Source organism: Crystallibacter permensis, assembly GCF_025960875.1.
GTDB lineage: Bacteria > Actinomycetota > Actinomycetes > Actinomycetales > Micrococcaceae > Crystallibacter > Crystallibacter permensis.
Map to the genome: position 1 here is coordinate 1 of NZ_JAODLR010000002.1, position 16,900 is coordinate 16,900.

The 16,900-nt window shown below is 66.0% G+C and carries 17 protein-coding genes and 1 riboswitch; of the genes, 6 read left to right on the forward strand and 11 right to left on the reverse strand.

The window, feature by feature from the left end; translation table 11 throughout:
- The 4 genes from B0G38_RS02500 to B0G38_RS02515 form a co-directional block, all read right to left on the reverse strand.
- A partial coding sequence (locus tag B0G38_RS02500; protein ID WP_264667983.1) for a hypothetical protein occupies window positions 1-728 on the reverse strand: 728 nt, incomplete at its 3' end.
- A 4-nt stretch (window positions 729-732) separates the two neighbouring features.
- Window positions 733-957, reverse strand: coding sequence for a hypothetical protein (locus B0G38_RS02505; RefSeq protein ID WP_264667984.1), 225 nt, complete (start codon window positions 955-957; stop codon window positions 733-735).
- Window positions 958-1,025: 68 nt separating this feature from the next.
- Window positions 1,026-2,216, reverse strand: a complete 1,191-nt coding sequence (locus B0G38_RS02510) for a hypothetical protein (RefSeq protein WP_264667985.1) — start codon at window positions 2,214-2,216, stop codon at window positions 1,026-1,028.
- On the reverse strand, window positions 2,213-3,202 hold the full coding sequence (locus B0G38_RS02515) for a DMT family transporter (protein ID WP_413542017.1): 990 nt from the start codon (window positions 3,200-3,202) through the stop codon (window positions 2,213-2,215). Before B0G38_RS02515 ends, B0G38_RS02510 begins: the two co-directional genes overlap by 4 nt.
- Before the next feature lie 121 nt (window positions 3,203-3,323).
- Here B0G38_RS02515 and B0G38_RS02520 point away from each other — a divergent pair, with 121 nt between their 5' ends.
- Window positions 3,324-3,551, forward strand: coding sequence for an RNA-binding S4 domain-containing protein (locus B0G38_RS02520; protein ID WP_169996527.1), 228 nt, complete (start codon window positions 3,324-3,326; stop codon window positions 3,549-3,551).
- Window positions 3,552-3,684: 133 nt separating this feature from the next.
- Here B0G38_RS02520 and B0G38_RS02525 read toward each other — a convergent pair whose 3' ends face one another.
- Window positions 3,685-4,335 carry an alpha/beta hydrolase gene (locus B0G38_RS02525; RefSeq protein ID WP_264667987.1) on the reverse strand — a complete coding sequence of 217 codons (651 nt, stop codon included), beginning with the start codon at window positions 4,333-4,335 and terminating at the stop codon, window positions 3,685-3,687.
- A gap of 88 nt (window positions 4,336-4,423) precedes the next feature.
- Between B0G38_RS02525 and B0G38_RS02530 the strand changes: the two genes are divergently transcribed.
- Window positions 4,424-5,263, forward strand: a complete 840-nt coding sequence (locus B0G38_RS02530; RefSeq protein WP_264667988.1) for an SGNH/GDSL hydrolase family protein — start codon at window positions 4,424-4,426, stop codon at window positions 5,261-5,263.
- 14 nt (window positions 5,264-5,277) lie between these two features.
- Window positions 5,278-6,546 carry a winged helix DNA-binding domain-containing protein gene (locus B0G38_RS02535; RefSeq protein ID WP_264667989.1) on the forward strand — a complete coding sequence of 423 codons (1,269 nt, stop codon included), beginning with the start codon at window positions 5,278-5,280 and terminating at the stop codon, window positions 6,544-6,546.
- Window positions 6,547-6,659: 113 nt separating this feature from the next.
- On the opposite strand, the gene metX is transcribed toward B0G38_RS02535, so the two are convergent.
- Entirely contained in the window at window positions 6,660-7,787 is a 1,128-nt protein-coding gene (gene metX / locus B0G38_RS02540) for a homoserine O-acetyltransferase MetX (protein ID WP_264667990.1), read from the reverse strand.
- Between the two features lie 33 nt (window positions 7,788-7,820).
- Window positions 7,821-9,140 (reverse strand): bifunctional o-acetylhomoserine/o-acetylserine sulfhydrylase, encoded by a 1,320-nt coding sequence (locus B0G38_RS02545; RefSeq protein WP_264667991.1) that lies wholly within the window; start codon window positions 9,138-9,140, stop codon window positions 7,821-7,823.
- Between the two features lie 66 nt (window positions 9,141-9,206).
- A riboswitch (SAM riboswitch) is annotated at window positions 9,207-9,321 on the reverse strand.
- Between the two features lie 110 nt (window positions 9,322-9,431).
- Between B0G38_RS02545 and B0G38_RS02550 the strand changes: the two genes are divergently transcribed.
- The gene (locus B0G38_RS02550; RefSeq protein ID WP_169996534.1) at window positions 9,432-10,073 is read left to right on the forward strand and encodes a VOC family protein; all 642 of its coding nucleotides are present in this window, start codon (window positions 9,432-9,434) and stop codon (window positions 10,071-10,073) included.
- A 756-nt stretch (window positions 10,074-10,829) separates the two neighbouring features.
- Window positions 10,830-11,252 carry a hypothetical protein gene (locus tag B0G38_RS02555; RefSeq protein WP_264667992.1) on the forward strand — a complete coding sequence of 141 codons (423 nt, stop codon included), beginning with the start codon at window positions 10,830-10,832 and terminating at the stop codon, window positions 11,250-11,252.
- A gap of 177 nt (window positions 11,253-11,429) precedes the next feature.
- Here B0G38_RS02555 and B0G38_RS02560 read toward each other — a convergent pair whose 3' ends face one another.
- Window positions 11,430-12,218: a CPBP family intramembrane glutamic endopeptidase gene (locus B0G38_RS02560; protein ID WP_264667993.1), complete on the reverse strand. Its 789-nt coding sequence runs from the start codon at window positions 12,216-12,218 to the stop codon at window positions 11,430-11,432.
- 144 nt (window positions 12,219-12,362) lie between these two features.
- Here B0G38_RS02560 and B0G38_RS02565 point away from each other — a divergent pair, with 144 nt between their 5' ends.
- Window positions 12,363-12,962 carry a TIGR03086 family metal-binding protein gene (locus B0G38_RS02565; protein ID WP_264667994.1) on the forward strand — a complete coding sequence of 200 codons (600 nt, stop codon included), beginning with the start codon at window positions 12,363-12,365 and terminating at the stop codon, window positions 12,960-12,962.
- A gap of 77 nt (window positions 12,963-13,039) precedes the next feature.
- Here B0G38_RS02565 and hutI read toward each other — a convergent pair whose 3' ends face one another.
- The 3 genes from hutI to B0G38_RS02580 are packed head-to-tail and all read right to left on the reverse strand — an operon-like array spanning window position 13,040 to window position 16,895.
- On the reverse strand, window positions 13,040-14,272 hold the full coding sequence (gene hutI / locus B0G38_RS02570; protein WP_264667995.1) for an imidazolonepropionase: 1,233 nt from the start codon (window positions 14,270-14,272) through the stop codon (window positions 13,040-13,042).
- Window positions 14,269-15,699, reverse strand: coding sequence for a formimidoylglutamate deiminase (locus tag B0G38_RS02575; RefSeq protein ID WP_264667996.1), 1,431 nt, complete (start codon window positions 15,697-15,699; stop codon window positions 14,269-14,271). The genes hutI and B0G38_RS02575 overlap by 4 nt, the downstream gene beginning before the upstream one ends.
- The gene (locus tag B0G38_RS02580; protein ID WP_264667997.1) at window positions 15,696-16,895 is read right to left on the reverse strand and encodes an allantoate amidohydrolase; all 1,200 of its coding nucleotides are present in this window, start codon (window positions 16,893-16,895) and stop codon (window positions 15,696-15,698) included. The genes B0G38_RS02575 and B0G38_RS02580 overlap by 4 nt, the downstream gene beginning before the upstream one ends.
- Between the last annotated feature and the right edge of the window lie 5 nt (window positions 16,896-16,900).

Genomic DNA, 16,900 nt, shown 5'->3' on the forward strand with positions numbered 1-16,900 from the left:
CCGGCATCGGCATCGGCATCGGCATCGGCAACCAGAACGGTACCCGCAGCGCTGGTCGCGGCCTCGGCGTTGCCGGCAGCACTGGCAGGGTTCAGCGCGTTACTGCTGGTGTTGCTGGCGGTGGCGGTGGCTTCGAAGAGGCGGAACCAGTCGGCGGGGGTGCCGGCGGTGATCCGGCGCAGGCGCTCGGCGTAATACTCCCTGTGCGTTTCGGAGAACACTTCCGCGGGCAGCCCCTCGAGGTCTTCGGCAGGGCCCCAGTTCGCGGGGAACGGGCCCGACGGCGGCCAACTGGCCCAGGCTTCCTCGCGTTCCCAGGCCGCGAAGTCATCGAGGCCGGCGCTGGCCCCCAGATGCTCCGGCTCCCCGACCCGGTCCGGAACCTCCTGACCGGCCAGCGGATCCTCGCCGTAGGATTCCAGCTTCGGCGGGTCCAGGACCGGGCCGCGCGCCTCGGCGTAAATCTCCTCCATATAGCCCGCCATCGTGGCGTGCTTCGGCGGTTTCCCGGCCGCGATATATTCACGCGCCTGTGCCAGGCCGCGTTTGCGGTCCCGCGCGCAATCGTGGTCCAGGCGCTCCAGGGCCTTGCGCAGGGCTTCCTGCCGCTGCGCGGCGGTCGTAGGACGGGCCGGCTGAAGACACCGCAGCGAAAACCCCTGCCCCGCGGGCCCCTGTCCGGGGGCCGGGGAACCGGAAACCGGTGCCGGTTGCTCTTCCGTTGCCATGACTTCAGTCCATCATCCGGCCATGACAATACAGACGCCCAAAAGCACCAAGTGCACGCTTCCACAAAAGTTCTTCAAAATTCTTTTCCGCACGAGTTTTCTTGAGCACGGCAGGAAGCACACCGGCGCCGGCTATACGGCACGGCCCGGATTTCGGCAGCGGGTATCCAGCGAGCCAGTAAGCCGCGGGTATCCCGCGAACCGGAAACGAGAGCTTCTGCGTTGCCATGAGTCCAGTCCATCACCTGCCCCCGACAACCAACGGCGAAAACAACACCGTCGACGGGGCCGGCGGGATCAGGGCAAGATACCGGGGAAGCTTTCGATATTCTCCTGGCCGATAATGCGCCGGGCGACGCTCTCCATGGTCACGGGTTCGCTATCGATGCCGGCGTGCGCCCTTGCATCCGAACGGCTGTCCAAAGGGCCGTCCAGCTGTGGCGACCAGATCGCCTGGACCCGAGGATCCGCCCCGCTGAACATTTCGCGCAGCACGGGATCCGCTTCCACATTTTCCTGCAGTCCAAGCAAAGGTGCGTCCTCTTCGTCTTCCAGCGCGTGATGAACCAGATACAGGAGGGACTTGTTATAGAAAGTGATGTTCAGGAACTTGCACTCGTCATCCAGCGCCCTCTGGTTACCCAGCGCAAAAGTAGACAAGGCATAGATGCCGTTGCCGTTGCCGATGCGCGGCACTATATCCCGCTTGAACTCCTCGATCAGGATGGCCGGATCAAGGAAAATAAAGGACTCAAACGCCGGCACTCCTTCCTCGAACGCCGCACGCAGGAAATACGAGTGGAAGATGGACCCGGCGCTGTGGCCGACGGCGTGCAACGTGACCGTGCCAGGGTATTGCCGGAGGAACTCGGCGAGCTTTCGCGCGACATATCGCGCTCCGCCTTCATCGGCGCCGATACCGCCTTCGACGACATCAGGATCGGCATCGTCGGCGTCAGTGCCAGGACCGACATCGCCGGCGGCAGCATCGCCGTCGTCAGCAATAGGACTTGGGCTGTCGGCGGGATCGACGGACCGGGCCGCGCCGGCTTTGAGGTCCGCCCAGACTGCCCGGCCACCGGCATGCCTGGCGATCCATTCCACGAACATGTCGGCGGCCTCCTCGAAGGGCACGGCTGGCCGCAACCGGTCGATGCCATTCCGGATCCTGGTAGCGAGGGCTTCCAGCAGACCGGTTTCCCAAACGAAATAGACCGGGTAAACGCCGTTGGCCAGCCACCAGGGAACGTGATGGGTGGCGGCCGCCAGACCGGTCCGCTCCGGCACCAGGCCGCCATGGGCCCAGAACATCAACGGCACCGGCCTGCCGGGATGCTCGGCGATGAACCGGGGCAAGTGGACCTCGAAAATCCGGTCCACATCCTCGGCCGTGGTCGAGGCCAGGCCGCCGACGGTCAAACGGCCATTCCGCAGGTTCACTAAATGGGGGCTCAAGGACATGAAACCGCCGTCCGCCGTCGTCGTCATCGGTTCCTCTCCCCTGCTCCAACGGGGGCTTTGCGGCGCAGCGGACTCAACGCCGTCCGCGGCCAGGGCAGTGTGGCGAGCACCATCGCCACGAGAGTCAGCAGCGTACCCAGCACCGTCGCCGTCGTAATAATGGTGCCGGGCGCGGGAAACACGACATCCAGCAACAGGGAGCCGAGCACCTGTCCGGCAATCATGCCCAGGCCGGTCAGCAACACGCCTAAAGAGCGGACCAGCACGGCGGCGAGGGCAAGGAAGAGGCAGCCGATCGGGCCGCCAAGGTAGTACCACCATTCGTCCGGCAAGGGATTTCCGACGCCGGCAACAGCCACTTTCACGAGCCAGGCAGCAACCAGCAGCACCATGCCGACGGTGAGGTTGACCAGGGTGGCGGGCAGCGGTGAGCCGAAATGCAGCGTCTGCGTGCCGTTGAAAGCCTGCTGGAAGCTTTGCATGAATCCGGCCGCCAGGGGCAGCAGCACCGGAATCAGCCAGTCGCTCACGTCGGAACCGGCTGAGAATTTTGGCGAAACGGCCCAGGCAACCGCCGCCACCGTCAGCAGCGCGCTGAGCACCCGCATGATCGTGACCGGTTTCTTACCGGCGGGGCCCAGGCCAAGCCGGTCCACCAGCAGTCCACTCAGGGACTGCCCGGTCACCGCCGCGACGGTGAAGAGGGCCACGCCAATCAACGAAATGGTTATCCCCTGGCTCACCACCAGGAAGGCGCCGCTGAGGCCGGCCAGCAGGTACCAGCGGGGGAACTTTTTCTGCCGTATTGCCGGTGCGATGCGGCGCACTCCGGCGCGGCCGCTGGGCACCAGCAAACAGATCAGGATCATCAGGACCAGCCCGGTACCGAAGCTCACCACCGCGGTTGCGAGTCCGTCGTCAAGCACTTCTCCGAGCGCCCCGTTGATCCGGCCCTGCACCGGCATGCAAAGACCCGTCACCACGGCCAGCGGCAGGCCTATCGCAAGCGGCATTCTGGGAACGTGGGGCACCGTTTCACCCTACGTCAGGGGCTCCGCCGCGGCGGGCACAACGCACCCGGCCCTACCGCAATGTGGCGAGCACCATGGCCGATGCGTCAGGCAGAATGTACCTATGGCCTCTGATGACATCAATGACATTTCCATCCGCGACGACATGATCCGGCTGGGACAGCTGCTCAAGCTGGCGAACCTCGCCGAGGACGGGAATGAGGCCAAGGAGTTCGTCGAGCACGGCATGGTGCAGGTCAACGGGGAGATCGAAACCCGCCGCGGCCGCCAACTGCACGCGGGCGACACGGTCACCGTCAACGGCGAGACCGTCCGCGTGGTTCACGAGTAGGCCGGCCCTGAAGCCGGCGCCGCTGTTAGCCAAGCGCCGCCGTTAAGCCAAGCGCCGCCGTCGTTATCGGTGGCAGCCAGGAGCGCTGGATAACCAAATAACGACGACGGCGGCTCGGGTTGGGCGCGACGTTTTACTTCGCGTTGAGCACCTTGTACGTCAGGAATTCCTTCACGTGGGCGAGCTCCTGGGCGTTGATGCCGTGGCCGATGTTGGCGTAAAGCACCTTGGTCAGGTCGACGTGCTCGTTGAGCCAGGCGTGGCTGTACTCGATCTTGTCCGGCGTGATGACCTGGTCTTCCTGGTCGCGGCCCCAGAACACCGCAGGCTTGAGCGCCTTGACCGCCTCGTCGTTGAAGAACGGGTCGCTGTCAGCAGGAATCACGAAGCCGGAGAGGCCAATGACTGCGGCGATTTCCTCGGGGCGGTGGCGCATGATGGACGTCGCAACGGCCATGCCCATGGAGAAGCCGAGGACGGAAACGCTGCTGTGCTGCTCCTTGACGGTATCCAACCAGGACCAGACATCCGCGGCGGCCTTGGTGACCTTGTCCACGGAGAAATCCGGCTCGTGCATCAGCGGGAACCAGGAAAAGCCCGGGCCCAGGGCGACGGGGGCGCGGACGGCGGCAACGGTGAAATCTTCGGGCAGCCCCGGAACCAGGCCCATCAGGTCCTCTTCGTTGGAGAGGTAGCCGTGGAAGAGCACCAGCAAGGGAGTGCCGGCCCGCTCGGATTCAGGCTTGGACCAGACGACGACGGGCTTATAAGTAGTTTCGGTCATGCTGCCATTCTGACATATCGATACTTGAACCTTAAACTTGAGCGTTTCGGCCTTTGCCAACGAAGAGCCGCTGGAGCAGGATGAACTTGTGAGTAACTTGCCTGAGGCAGCTTCGACTCCGCTCGAAAGCGCCCGTCATCCCTGGAGCCGCTTTGTTGCCATCGGTGACTCCTTCACGGAAGGGATCGGCGATCCGGATCCGGACAGCCCCGGCGGTAACCGCGGCTGGGCCGACCGGGTTGCCGAGGAACTCGCACGGGACCACCCGGATTTTGCATACGCCAATCTCGCTATCCGCGGGCGGCTGCTGCAGCAGATCATCGACGAACAGGTCGGGCCGGCCGTTGAGCTCGCGCCGGACCTGATCAGTTTCTGCGCGGGCGGAAACGATGTCATCCGGCCGGGCTCGGATCCGGACGTCCTGGCCGAGAAAATCGATGTTGCCATCGAAACGCTGGCGGCATCGGGTGCGACCGTTGTCCTGTTCACGGCCCCGGATGTCGGCGATACGCCCCTGATCGGCAGTGTCCGCGGCAGGGCGGCGATCTATAACGAAAACCTCCGCACCGTGGCTACCCGGCATGATGCGGTCATCGCCGACATGTGGGCGCTGCGGGAGCTGAAGGATCCGCGGATGTGGGCCCCGGACCGGTTGCATTTCTCGCCGCTGGGCCACCACACCATCGCCGCAATGGTGCTGGACGCGTTGAACGTAGAGCACAGCCTGCAACCCGAAATCCCCAAGCCGCTGCCGCCAAAGAACTGGCGCACCGCCCGCACCGAGGATCTGGTCTGGGCCCGCCAGCATCTGTTCCCCTGGGTCCTGCGGGCTCTTCGCCACCAGTCGCTGGGCGACGGGATCTCCCCCAAGCGCCCGACGGCCGGCCCGATGTTCGGGCCGGGCATGCCGCCCGGCGCCGCCGGATAAAGGGCGGGCTGAGCGTGGATTCCACGGGCAGCGCCCTTGGCGGCCAGAAGATTTCCAGTGTTGGTGGGCTCAACGACGAGTCTGCGCTGGCAGTTGGGATTGTCCGGCACCGGTTGCTCGCGCAGCAGCTGTGGGGAGATGGAGCGTACGACGCCGAGGCCTCCTTGCGCTCATTGCTCGCCGTGCAGGCGCAAGAGTATGCGTATGCCCGGTGGACATTAGCGCAACGGTGCCAGGGGTCGGACCGGGACAACGCGGCAGCCGTGGATGCCGCCATTGCAACCGGCACGATACTGCGGACCCATGTGCTCCGGCCGACCTGGCACTTTGTCCTTGCGGAGGATCTGCGCTGGCTGATGACTCTGTCCGGCCCGAGGCTCAGGGCCGGCAACAAAACCCGGGACCGGCAGCTGGGACTCGACGCAAAGACCGTAAGCCGCAGCAACGACGTCCTCGGCGCGGCCGTAGCCGGTGGCCGGCAGCTGACCCGCGACGAGCTGGCCGCCGAGCTCGAACGGGCGGGCCTGCTCGAGGATACGGGCGAGCGTCTGAACGGGTCACCCCTGCGGGGCCAGCGCCTGGGCCATATGGTCTTCCACGCGGAAATGGACCAAGTTCTTGTCAGCGGCATACCTCGGATCAGCGGAAGCGGCGCGGTCCGCCAGACCTACGCGCTCTTCGACGAACGGGTGCCTGCCCTGGCAACGGTCTTCGACCGCGACCAGGCACTTGCCGAACTGACCCGGCGCTACTTCTCCAGCCGCGGACCCGCCACGGTCAAAGACTGCGCGCTGTGGTCCGGCCTGACGCAGGCGGACGTCCGGCGTGGACTGGCTGCAGCGGGCGAGCGGTCCCACCTGCAGTCGTTCATCGCCGATGGCTACGAATTCCTCATGGCCTCCGGCCCCGCACACTCTGCGACGAAAGCCGCCACCGCTGCTTCAGATGCTGATTTCGCACCACCCAGCGCTGCGCCGGCAGCCCCTCGGATCGACTTGATCCAGTGCTACGACGAATACGTCATGGGCTATACGCCCACCAGGCACTACCTGGGCGGGACTGCCCCGGCCTCAGTGGCCAGCAAGCAGCCCAGCCACGTGGTCCTGCTGGACGGGCGCATGATCGGAAACTGGCAGCACACGCTGAAGCCGGAGTCCGCCGTCGTTAGTATCTTGCTGCACCGGGCACTGACGCCGCCGCAGAAACGCGCCCTGGCCGCCGCCGTCGCCCGCTATGAAACGTTCCTGGGCCGCACTGTCACGGTAGACCTGCTCGATTCCTGATGGGCTGAGTTCCTGATCGGAATTGTCGTGGTGGTTATCCGCGGCGCAATTCTCAACGCGTCACACGGCAAGGATCCGGTCGGCGGGACCCGGCTGCCCGGGACGTAGCCGGATCAGCTGTGCGGGAAGAACTGGGTCACCAGCTCATTGTGCAGCTGACGGATGTCCGTCAGGAATCCGTCGTGGCCGGTGGGCACCTCGATCATGTGCACCTTGGGCGGCGTGGGCAGCGCTTCGGCCAGTTGGCGCGACTGAACCGGGAAGTACAGCCGGTCGGAGTCAACGGCGGCGATGAAGAAGTCCGTTTCCACGTCGGCCAAGGCTTGCTCGACCGAACCGCGCCCGCGAGCCACATCGTGGCTCATCAGGGCTTCGGTCATCAGGATATAGCTGTTGGCATCGAACCGGCCCGCCAGTTTGTTGGCCTGGTGGTCCAGGTAGCTTTCCACGGCATACCGCCCGCGCTCTGCCGGGTTGGCGCTGCCGAAGGGCTGCTCCGTCCCCTGGGCGTTGCGGCCGAAGCGGTACTCGAATTCGGGCTCGGACCGGTAATTGATGTGCGCGATCCGGCGCGCGATGCCGAGGCCGGCGTCGGGCGCGGGCCCTTCGTAGTAGTCGCCGCCGTTGAAGTTCGGGTCCAGTCGGATGGCCAGCACCTGCGCCTGCGAAAACGCGATCTGCTCCGCGGTGCTCGCCGCACCGCAGGCAATCACGGCACAACGTGCAGTTCGCTCCGGGTAGGTAGCGGCCCATTCAAGCGCGCGGGCACCGCCCATGGAGCCGCCAAGAACAGCATGCCAGCGCTTGATGCCCAGCCGGTCGGCCAGCCGCGCCTCGGCGTGGACCGAATCGCGGATGGTCACCAGCGGAAAGCGCGAGCCCCAGGGCTTGCCGTCAGGCGCCGATGAGGACGGACCGGTGGAGCCGTAGCAGCCGCCGACCATGTTGGCCGCCACCACGAAGTACTCGTTGGTGTCGATCGTGGCGCCGGGCCCCACCAGGGGATCCCACCAGCCCGCCTCATCCGTATCTCCGCGCGCCACATGGGTGCTGCCGGTCAGGGCATGCGCAATGAGCACGGCGTTGGAAGCATCCTCGTTCAGGGTGCCCCAGGTTTCGTAGCCCAGAACGACGTCGGGCAGAAAACCGCCCGTTTCCAGCTCGAGGGCGCCGATGGACGCGTAACGCAAAATGCCGTCCGCCGCCGTGTCCAGCAGCTCCTGTGGTTGCAGAGTTGTCAATGCTATGCCTGTGATTCCTTCATGATGCCGCGTTCAGGCGGCACCCTTGGATGCGCGGAAACCGGCTTCAAGGTCCGCGAGGATATCGTCGATGTGCTCGATGCCAACGGCCAACCGGACCAGGCCCGGCGTGACACCGGCGGCTGCCTGCGCCTCCGGAGACAGCTGGGCATGGGTGGTCGACGCCGGGTGGATGACCAGCGAGCGGACGTCGCCGACATTGGCCACATGGGAGTGCAGTTCCAGTCCATCGACAAAGCGCTTGCCGGCCTCGAGCCCGCCGGCGATTTCGAACGCGATGATGGCACCCGTGCCCTTGGGGCCATACTTGCGGCCGCGCTCGTACCACGGGCTGGAAGGCAGGCCGGCGTACGCAACCGACTTAACGTCGTCGTGCTTTTCAAGCCATTCGGCCACCTTCTGCGCATTCTCCACGTGGCGCTCCATGCGCAGGCTCAATGTCTCCAGGCCCTGGGCAATCAGGAACGCGTTGAAGGGAGCGGCGGAGGAGCCGAGGTCGCGCAGCAACTGGACGCGGGCCTTCAGGATGTAGGCGAGGTTCGCGCCGAGCGCGCCGCCGACGCCGAGGTCGCGGGCGAAGACCAGGCCGTTGTAGCTCTCATCCGGAGTGTTGAAACCGGGGAACTTCTCCGGGTCCTTGGCGAAGTCGAAGTTGCCCGAATCCACGATCACGCCGGCGATGGCGCTGCCGTGGCCGCCGAGGTACTTGGTGGCCGAATGGACCACGATGTCGGCGCCCCACTCGATCGGGCGGATCAGGTACGGGGTGGCCAGCGTGTTGTCCACGATCAGCGGCACCCCGGCCTCGTGGGCGATGGCGCTGATGCCCTCGACGTCGAGCACGTCCAGGCGCGGGTTGGACACGGCCTCGCCGAAGAACGCCTTGGTGTTCGGTTTGACGGCGTCGCGCCACTGGTCCAGGTTGTCCGGATCCTCGACGAAGGTCACCTCGATGGCGAACTTCTTCAGGGTGTTCTTCAGCAGGTTGTACGTGCCGCCGTAGAGGCTGGGGCTGGCGACGACGTGGTCACCGGCTTCGGCAACATTCAGGATGGAGAACGTGGACGCCGCCTGGCCGGAGGACAGCAGCAGTGCGCCAACGCCGCCTTCCAGGTTCGCGATCCGGTTCTCCACGGCTTCCGTGGTCGGGTTGCCGATCCGGGTGTAGATGGGCGCCAGTTCGGCCAGCGCAAAACGGTTGGCCGCGCTTTCGGCACTCGGGAAGACGAACGACGTCGTCTGGTAGATGGGCAGGGCGCGCGCTCCTGTTGCGGCGTCCGGCTCCTGGCCTACATGGATCTGGCGGGTTTCGAATGACCAGTCATTTGACATGTGGAACTCCCTCTTGTCTCAAAGGGGTCTGCCCGGGAACCGGCTTTCCGGCGTTTCTCCTCGGGTGACCCGCGCTTGCGTCCCGCCTGCTAGCGGAAGCCTGGTCCTCACCCGGGGCACCCCACCGCGGTTGGAGGGTTGCCGGCCAGCTAGCCGGGGCTTGTTGCTGGCACTCATGACCTGTATCTAGGTTCGGCGACGGGCACTTTTTCAGCAAGTATGTGACGGTGTGTGAATGTCGGTTAGGACACCCTTAGTCGAGAGGCACATCACAAAATGCCAAAATGAGGCATGCGTTTCGATCATGTCTCATATGCCTGTGAACCCGATGGCCTGGCGGCTACTACCGAACGGATTTCGGCAGCGCTAGGTATCGAAGCCGTCAAGGGGGGCGTCCACCCCCGCTTTGGAACCCGCAACATGATTTTCCCCCTGACGGACCGCCACTACCTTGAGGTCGTCGAGGTCCTGAACCACCCGGCGTCGGACAAGGCGCCGTTCGGCCAGGCCGTACGTGCCCGCTCTGAAGCCGGCGGCGGCTGGATGGGCTGGTGCGTCGAGGTCGACGATCTAGCCCCGTTCGAGGAGCGCTTGGGCCGCCACGCGGTGCCGGGCGGCCGCAAGTTCCCGGATGGCCGCGAACTGACCTGGCAGCAGATCGGCATTAAGGGCCTCATCGCGGACCCGCAGGTTCCGTACATGCTGCGCTGGGACGACGGCACCGAAGAGCTGCACCCGTCTAAGGCCTATCCCGCGACGGCGAAGCTGATCGGATTGACCATCGGCGGCTCCTCTACCCGCGTGGCGGACTGGCTGGGAACACCGATCGATGCGCTGCTGGATGACGTGAAGGTTGCCTGGACGGCGCCGAACGGCACCCCGGGCATCATGTCCGTACGGTTCGAGACCGACAAGGGCGTCGTCGAACTCTAACCGCTCCTTTCGGAGGTTTCGCTCCGCTTTGGGTACACGCTCCGCGACGCCGCGGAGCCAGCGCCCAAAGCGGAGCTCCTTCTGTTAAGGGAATGACACGATTCGACTCCCTGGGCCAGCAACCCTACACAGCCTGCCCTATGGCTTGATTCGTCCACATCGGCATCGCCTGCCGTTCTTCTCCATGGCCTGACACTGCAGCTTTGAAATATGACACTGAGTCTGACTTATTCGAGAGACTTCGAAAATGCAGGAGGTGACCGGCGGTTGCTGGCCAGACGCGCTGCCGTCGGCGAACTCGTCCGGTTGCGACAGGGCGTATATGTATGTGCTGATGAATTCGCACGACTGCAGTGGTGGGAACAGCGGAGGCTGTATATCGAAGCAGCTGTCGGAACCGGGCGGACGGATCGGATACTTATACATCGTTCTGCGACCGATATCTGGGGCATACCGACAATCGGAAACAGCATGGAGGTCCAGCTCCTTGCTACCAATGGAACCCACGGGCGGGCCCGCGCAGGCATACGCTTCCGGCAAGTTCCACTCTTGGAGCCCCTCGAAGTGCGGGACGGCTATACCGTGACGTCACGAGCGCAAACAGTGGTCGATATCGCGGCAAATAGCCCATTCGCTCATGCCGTTCCTGTAATCGACCACGTACTGCGCCCTGATCGGATTCGGGGACTGCGCGCATTGCACCGGGATGAACTTCGGGAACTGGCTCAAGCGATGCCACTGTCGAGAAACCGGCGAGTGGAGAGAGCCATTGCGTTTGCGGATCCGTTGGCGCAATTGCCTGGCGAATCGTATTCCCGCGCTTTGATGTGGCTGCGCGGCTTTCCTTGCCCTGTACTGCAGCACGAAGTGAAAGACCAATACGGCGGTCTGGTCGGCATCGTTGACTTCTACTGGCCAACCTTTCGGCTGGCTGGGGAATTTGATGGTGCGATCAAGTACTCACGCGGCGAGTACCTCAAGGACGGCACTCCACGAGACGCGGTCGTTGAAGAGAAGAAAAGGGAAGACCGCATCCGGGCGACAGGCTTGTCGATGGCCCGATGGGACTGGGGCGCCGCCTGGGAGCCGGAGTCCTTCGAACCCCGCGGGCTGATCCGGATCCTGCGCGACGCCGGACTGCCGCAAGCCAGACAGAGCACACCTTGGCCCGGCATGTAAAGGCGACTCCCGGCAACCGACTTTGAGCCTCGGATGGCTCCGCTTTGGGCACCGGCTCCCCGACGCAACGGAGCCTTCGCCCAAAATGGAGCTATCCTTTTCTGCAGCGAGGGCTGAAACACCTTTTGTGCCGCGCCAGCTGAGGCAGGGGCGGGAAGCGCCGCGGGCGGGAGAAGTTTATTCGCCGATACCGATGGCGGAGCCGAAGAGGGCGTAGCCAACGAAGCCGGCGATGTCGAGCAGGGCATGGGCTATCACTAGCGGCATCACCCGTTTGGTCCGGGTATAGGCGTAGCCAAAGACAAGGCCCATCAGGAAGTTGCCGATGCCGGGCCCGATCCCCTGGTACAGGTGGTAGCTGCCGCGGATCACAGCGCTGGTGAAAATGATGGTCCAGGTGCCCCAGCCCAGCTTGGCCAGCCGGTTGAAGAGATAGCCGACCACAACGACCTCCTCCAGCACCGAGTGGCGCAGGGCAGAGAGAACCAGGACCGGGACAGTCCACCAGTATTCGTCCAGCGCGGCCGGGACTATCGCCGTCGTGATGCCCAGGGCGCGCCCGCCCGCATACACGCCCAAGGTGCCCACACCGATCAGCAGGGCCAGCCCGAAGCCCAGTCCAAAGTCCACGCCAGGTCGGGCGAAGGTAAACCCGATCTTCCGGAAGGCCTCGCGGGCACGTTCGCCCGGCCCCGCCAGCAGCAACAGCACCAGCGCCACGGGGACCAGGGCAAAGAAGATTGCCAGCAGTTGGTAGAGCAGGTCGAACAGCTCCCGCTCGTTCAGGACCGGGTTCAGCGCCGTCGTCTGCGACCCGAGTGGCGCCCGCGTCATCTTTTCCAGCAAGTTCACAATGGCGTAGACGGCGGACTGGCCCAGGGAGAGCCCCAGGACGATCAGCACTTCGGCCCGGTAGTAACGGCGGGTGCGGGGCACGGTGTCGGTGGCTGCGGTCTGGCTCTGCATGGGTCTATCTTGCCAACTCCTGCTGGGAGCGTGCTCAACAAGGACGGATTGGCGCAATGCCGCGGATTGGCTCTGGACGCCGGGCACCCCGCGTGCGAAGGTCAAAAAGACAGGGAAATAGGCGACAAAAGAGGGAGGTCCGGCGTGCTCAATCTGGAACCAGCCACGCGGCAGGTGGCGGAAATTGTCAAGGGCATCGGGGACAGTCAACTGGCCGGGCCAACGCCCTGCGAGTACTACAGCGTCGGGGACTTGCTGGACCACTTCATGGGCCTGACCCTCGCCTTCAGGGACGCGGCGACCAAAGCATCGATGGAGCCGGGCTATGGCTCGGTGCCGCCCAACGCCCCGGATAATCGGCCCTCGGCTGCGAACCTGGACCCGGATTGGCGAAACCTTCTCCCCCAGCGCCTGGATGGCCTGGCTGCTGCCTGGCAACATCCGTCTGCCTGGCAAGGTATGGCACAGGCGGGCGGCGTGACCATGCCGGCCGAGCTCATGGGCTTGGTGGCTACCAACGAGCTGGTGGTCCACGGCTGGGATCTGGCCGCCGCCACGGGCCAGACGTTCGACGCCGACACAGCCAACCTGCAGGCAGCCTACGAATTTGCCGAGCTCTCCGCCAGGGAAGGCGAAGACCGCGAGGGCCTGTTCGGCCCGGTCATCGAGATTCCCGCCGACGCACCGCTGCTGGACCGCTTGCTGGGACTGACGGGGCGGAATCCCGGCTGGACCGCGAAGTAGCGGCAGCCGGCATGTTCGACCAGCGGCAGCCGGCATGTCAGACGAGCGGCTGGCAGGCAGGCAACCAGCGGCGAAAATCAACGCACCTTCACGCCAGCGCGCCAGACAGCGGCAGTCAGCGGCATGCCGGGACGGTAGGCCAGATGCGTGGCGGAGGGCGCATTGAGCAAATGCAGGTCCGCCCGATGACCGACGGCGAGCGAGCCCACCGCCCGCTGCCCATCGACGTCGGCGCCAACGTGCTTGCCTAAGGCGAGGGCGCCCGCGTACGTCGCCGCCCGGACTGCCTCCTGGACACTCAGGCCCATCTGCAGGACCGCCGTGGTCACGCAGTAGTTCATCGAGCTTGTGTAGGACGTGCCTGGGTTGCAGTTGGAAGCGAGGGCAATTTCGACGCCGGCATCGAGCAGCTGCCGACCCGGCGCCAAGGGCTGCCGGGTCGAGAGATCGCAGGCCGGCAGGCAGGTAGCCACCGTGCCGCGCTCCCCCGTCCCGGCCGCGCGATCCCAACCGGACCAGCTGTCAGCCAGTACTTTCACGTCGGTGTCCGCCAGGTAGTTGACGTGATCCACACTGGCGGCACCGAACTCGACGGCAAGCTGCACGCCCGGCCCCTCGCCCAGCTGGTTGCCGTGCACGCGGAGTCCCAGTCCGGCATCCCGGCACGCAGCCAGCACGCGCCGCGACTGCTCCTCGTTGAAGGCACCACGCTCGCAGAAGACGTCCGCCCACTGCACGTATGGCCGGACCGCCTCGAGCATCTCGCCGCAGACCAGTTCCGTGTAGGCATCCGCGTCCATTCCGTCCGGAACCAGATGGGCGCCCAGATACGTCACCTGGTCCGCCACCGTGGACGCGATGCGCGCGGACCGCGCCTCGTGCTCCACATCGAGCCCGTAACCGGTCTTCGTTTCCAAGTAGGTCGTACCGCCGGCGACCGCCTCGGCGACGCGTCCCATCAGCAACCGGGTCAGGTCGAAATCGTCGGCAGCCCGGGTGGCCCCGGTAGTCACGGCGATCCCGCCGGCCGCATAGCTCTCCCCAGCCATCCGTGCCTCGAACTCAGCGGTCCGGTCCCCGGCGAACACCAAGTGGGTATGCGAATCGACCCAGCCCGGCAGCACCGCGCGGCCTTCGGCGTCGTACATTTCATCTGTTTGCGGGGCTTGCCCGGCGGGTCCGATCCAGCTGATTCGTTCACCCTCAATAACGACGGCGGCGTCGCGCAGGACTGAAGCCGTCCCGCGTGCCGGGTCCTGAGTCATGAGCTCGCCGATGTTGGTGATCAGCGTGGACTGCGTAGAGGTCATCTGTGGAGGGCTCCCTTGGCTGCGGTATCGCCGGTTCCTGCGGCGTCGACGTCGGTGATGGCTGCCGCGAGCAGCCGGGCGGGGTCGCCCAGCGTCGCGTGGATGCCTTGGCGGGCGGCGAGGCGGCCGCCGATGACGACCGTCCTGACGTCCTGCGCGGTGGCGGAAAGCGCCAGCTGGTCCGGCTGCGAGCCGATGGTGCGCAGGCTGCCGGGATCTACCGCCATCAAATCGCAATACTTGCCCCGTTCGAATCCGGGCAGCCTTCTGCCCTGCGAGCGGGCGCCGGCGTCCGAGGCCGCCTCGTGCAATGCTTCCGGCGGGAACCAGCCGCGCTGCCCGGACCGCAGCCGTTCACCGTGTTCGAGCGCGCGCATTTCCAGCCACGGATCGACGACGGCGTGCTGGTCCGTGCCGAGCGCGATGCGTGCCCCGGCGTCGCGCAGTGCCGCGGCCGGACCGATGCCGTCCGCCAAGTCCGCCTCGGTGGTCGGGCACATCACCACGGTGGCGTGGGCGGCGCCGAGCATGGCGATGTCCTGCTCCGTCAGGTGGGTGGCGTGGACGGCCGAAAGCCGGCGGGTGAGCAGGCCGCTCCGGCGCAGCAGCGCCGTGGGCGTCAGGCCGGTGGCCTGCAGGCAGGCTTCGTTTTCGGCGGGCTGTTCGGAAAGGTGGATGTGCAGCGGAATCTCCGGCGGCAGCTGCTCGGCGATGACCGGCAGCACGTCGGCGGGCACACCGCGCACCGAATGCAGCGCGGCACCAACAGTGACCTGATCCGGGCTAAATTCCCGCGAGATGGCTTCGCGCAGGGACGCCAGCCGCGACAACCACGCGTGGACATCCGGGTCGCCGAACCGCAGCTGTTCCGGCGAGAGCTCCTGCCCTATGCCGCCGGCGAGGTAGCAGGTGTCCAGCAGCGTCAGCCTGATCCTGGCGTTGACCGCCGCCCTGGCCAAGGCGAGCTCCATGGCATGCGGGCCGTCGGCTCCGTTCGGGTCTGCGCTGCCGGCGCTTGCTGAGCTCCCTGTGCTGCCGTACGGCGTGCCGTCGGGGCGGTGGTGGACGTAGTGGAATTCGGCCACGCTGGTCCAGCCCGTCACCACCATTTCGGCAAAGACGGCGGTGGCCAGCTGCTCATACAGCGCCGGGGTCAGCGCCCCTGCGGCGCGGTACATCTGCTCCCGCCACGTCCAGAAACTGCCCACGCCCATGTCATGCGTGCGGCCGCGCAGTACCCGGTGAAACGCATGCGAGTGGGCGTTGGAAGCAGCAGGAAAGGCCACGCCGGAGACGGGCAGGTCCGAAGCCTTCCGCTCCGCGCCGAGCTCCAACCGGGTAACGATTCCGGACTCGTCCACCTCCACGCGCACCCCGGACACGATGCCGCGTCCGCGGATCCAAGCGGCTTCGCACCAGACACTCACAGCAGCCCCTCCAATACATCGGCCAGCGCACCGGCGCCCGCGTCGGCGTCGTCGTCCTCAACGTGTTCTTCCGGCGAGTGGGAAATACCGGTCGGGTTGCGCACGAAGATCATGCCGGACGGCACATAACCGGCCAGCACGCCGGCGTCGTGGCCGGCACCCGTTGCCAGCACCGGGGCCCCGGGCAGCGCGTTTTCGAGCTGCCGCTGCAGTGCGGCATCGAAGTGTACGGTGCCGGAATAGGACTCCTCGGTCAGCGTCACGGAGCAGCCCTCGAACGCGGCAATCTTCTGCGCCTTGCCGTGGATCGCCTCCACGAGCGCGCCGGTCACGGCGTCTTCCGGATACCGGACATCGAGCCATAGCTGGACCCGCGAGGCGATGACGTTGGTGCCGCCGGGGATCGGCTCCAGCCGCCCCACCGTGGCGCGGGCGTCCGGCTGTGCCGCGGCCGATTTCTGCACGGCGATAATGATCTGCGCGGCCGCCACCATCGGATCCGCCCGGTCCTGCATCAGCGTCGTTCCGGCGTGGTTGCCCTGGCCGCTGACCGTCAGCTTCCACCGTCCGTGGCCCAGGATGGAACTACCGACGGCGATCGCCGGCCCCTCCTCGCCGAGGCCGCGGCCCTGCTCGACGTGCAGTTCGACGAAGTCGCCGATCCGGGCTAGCGCTTCCTCGTCCCGCCCGAAGTGTTCGGGGTCCAGCCCGTTCCCCTGCGAGACTTCCGCAAAGGTGTTGCCGTCCGCGTCGCGCAGGTTACGGGCCTTGTCCGGACCGATGGCGCCGGTCAGCAGCCGCGAGCCGAGGCAGGCCACGCCGAAGCGTGAGCCCTCCTCTTCCGGAAACACCGTGATGGCAAGGGACCGGTTCGGCTGGACCCCGCGCTGCCGCAGGACGTCGACGGCGGCGAGTGCCGAGGCCACGCCGAGCGGCCCGTCGAAGGCGCCCCCGCCGGGGACCGAGTCCAGGTGGCTGCCGGTGACAAGCGCGCCTTTTTGGGGCGCACCCCACCAGGCCCAGATGATGCCGTTGCGGTCAGTCTCCACCTCCAGCCCGCGCCGGCCGGCCTGCTCGACGAACCAGCCGCGCAGGTCCAGCTCCGCCGTCGAATACACCGGACGCGAGTAGCCGCCGCGGGCAGTGTCACGGCCGACGTCGCTGATTGACTCGAGCAGCTGGGAAACGGTTTCCAAAGAGG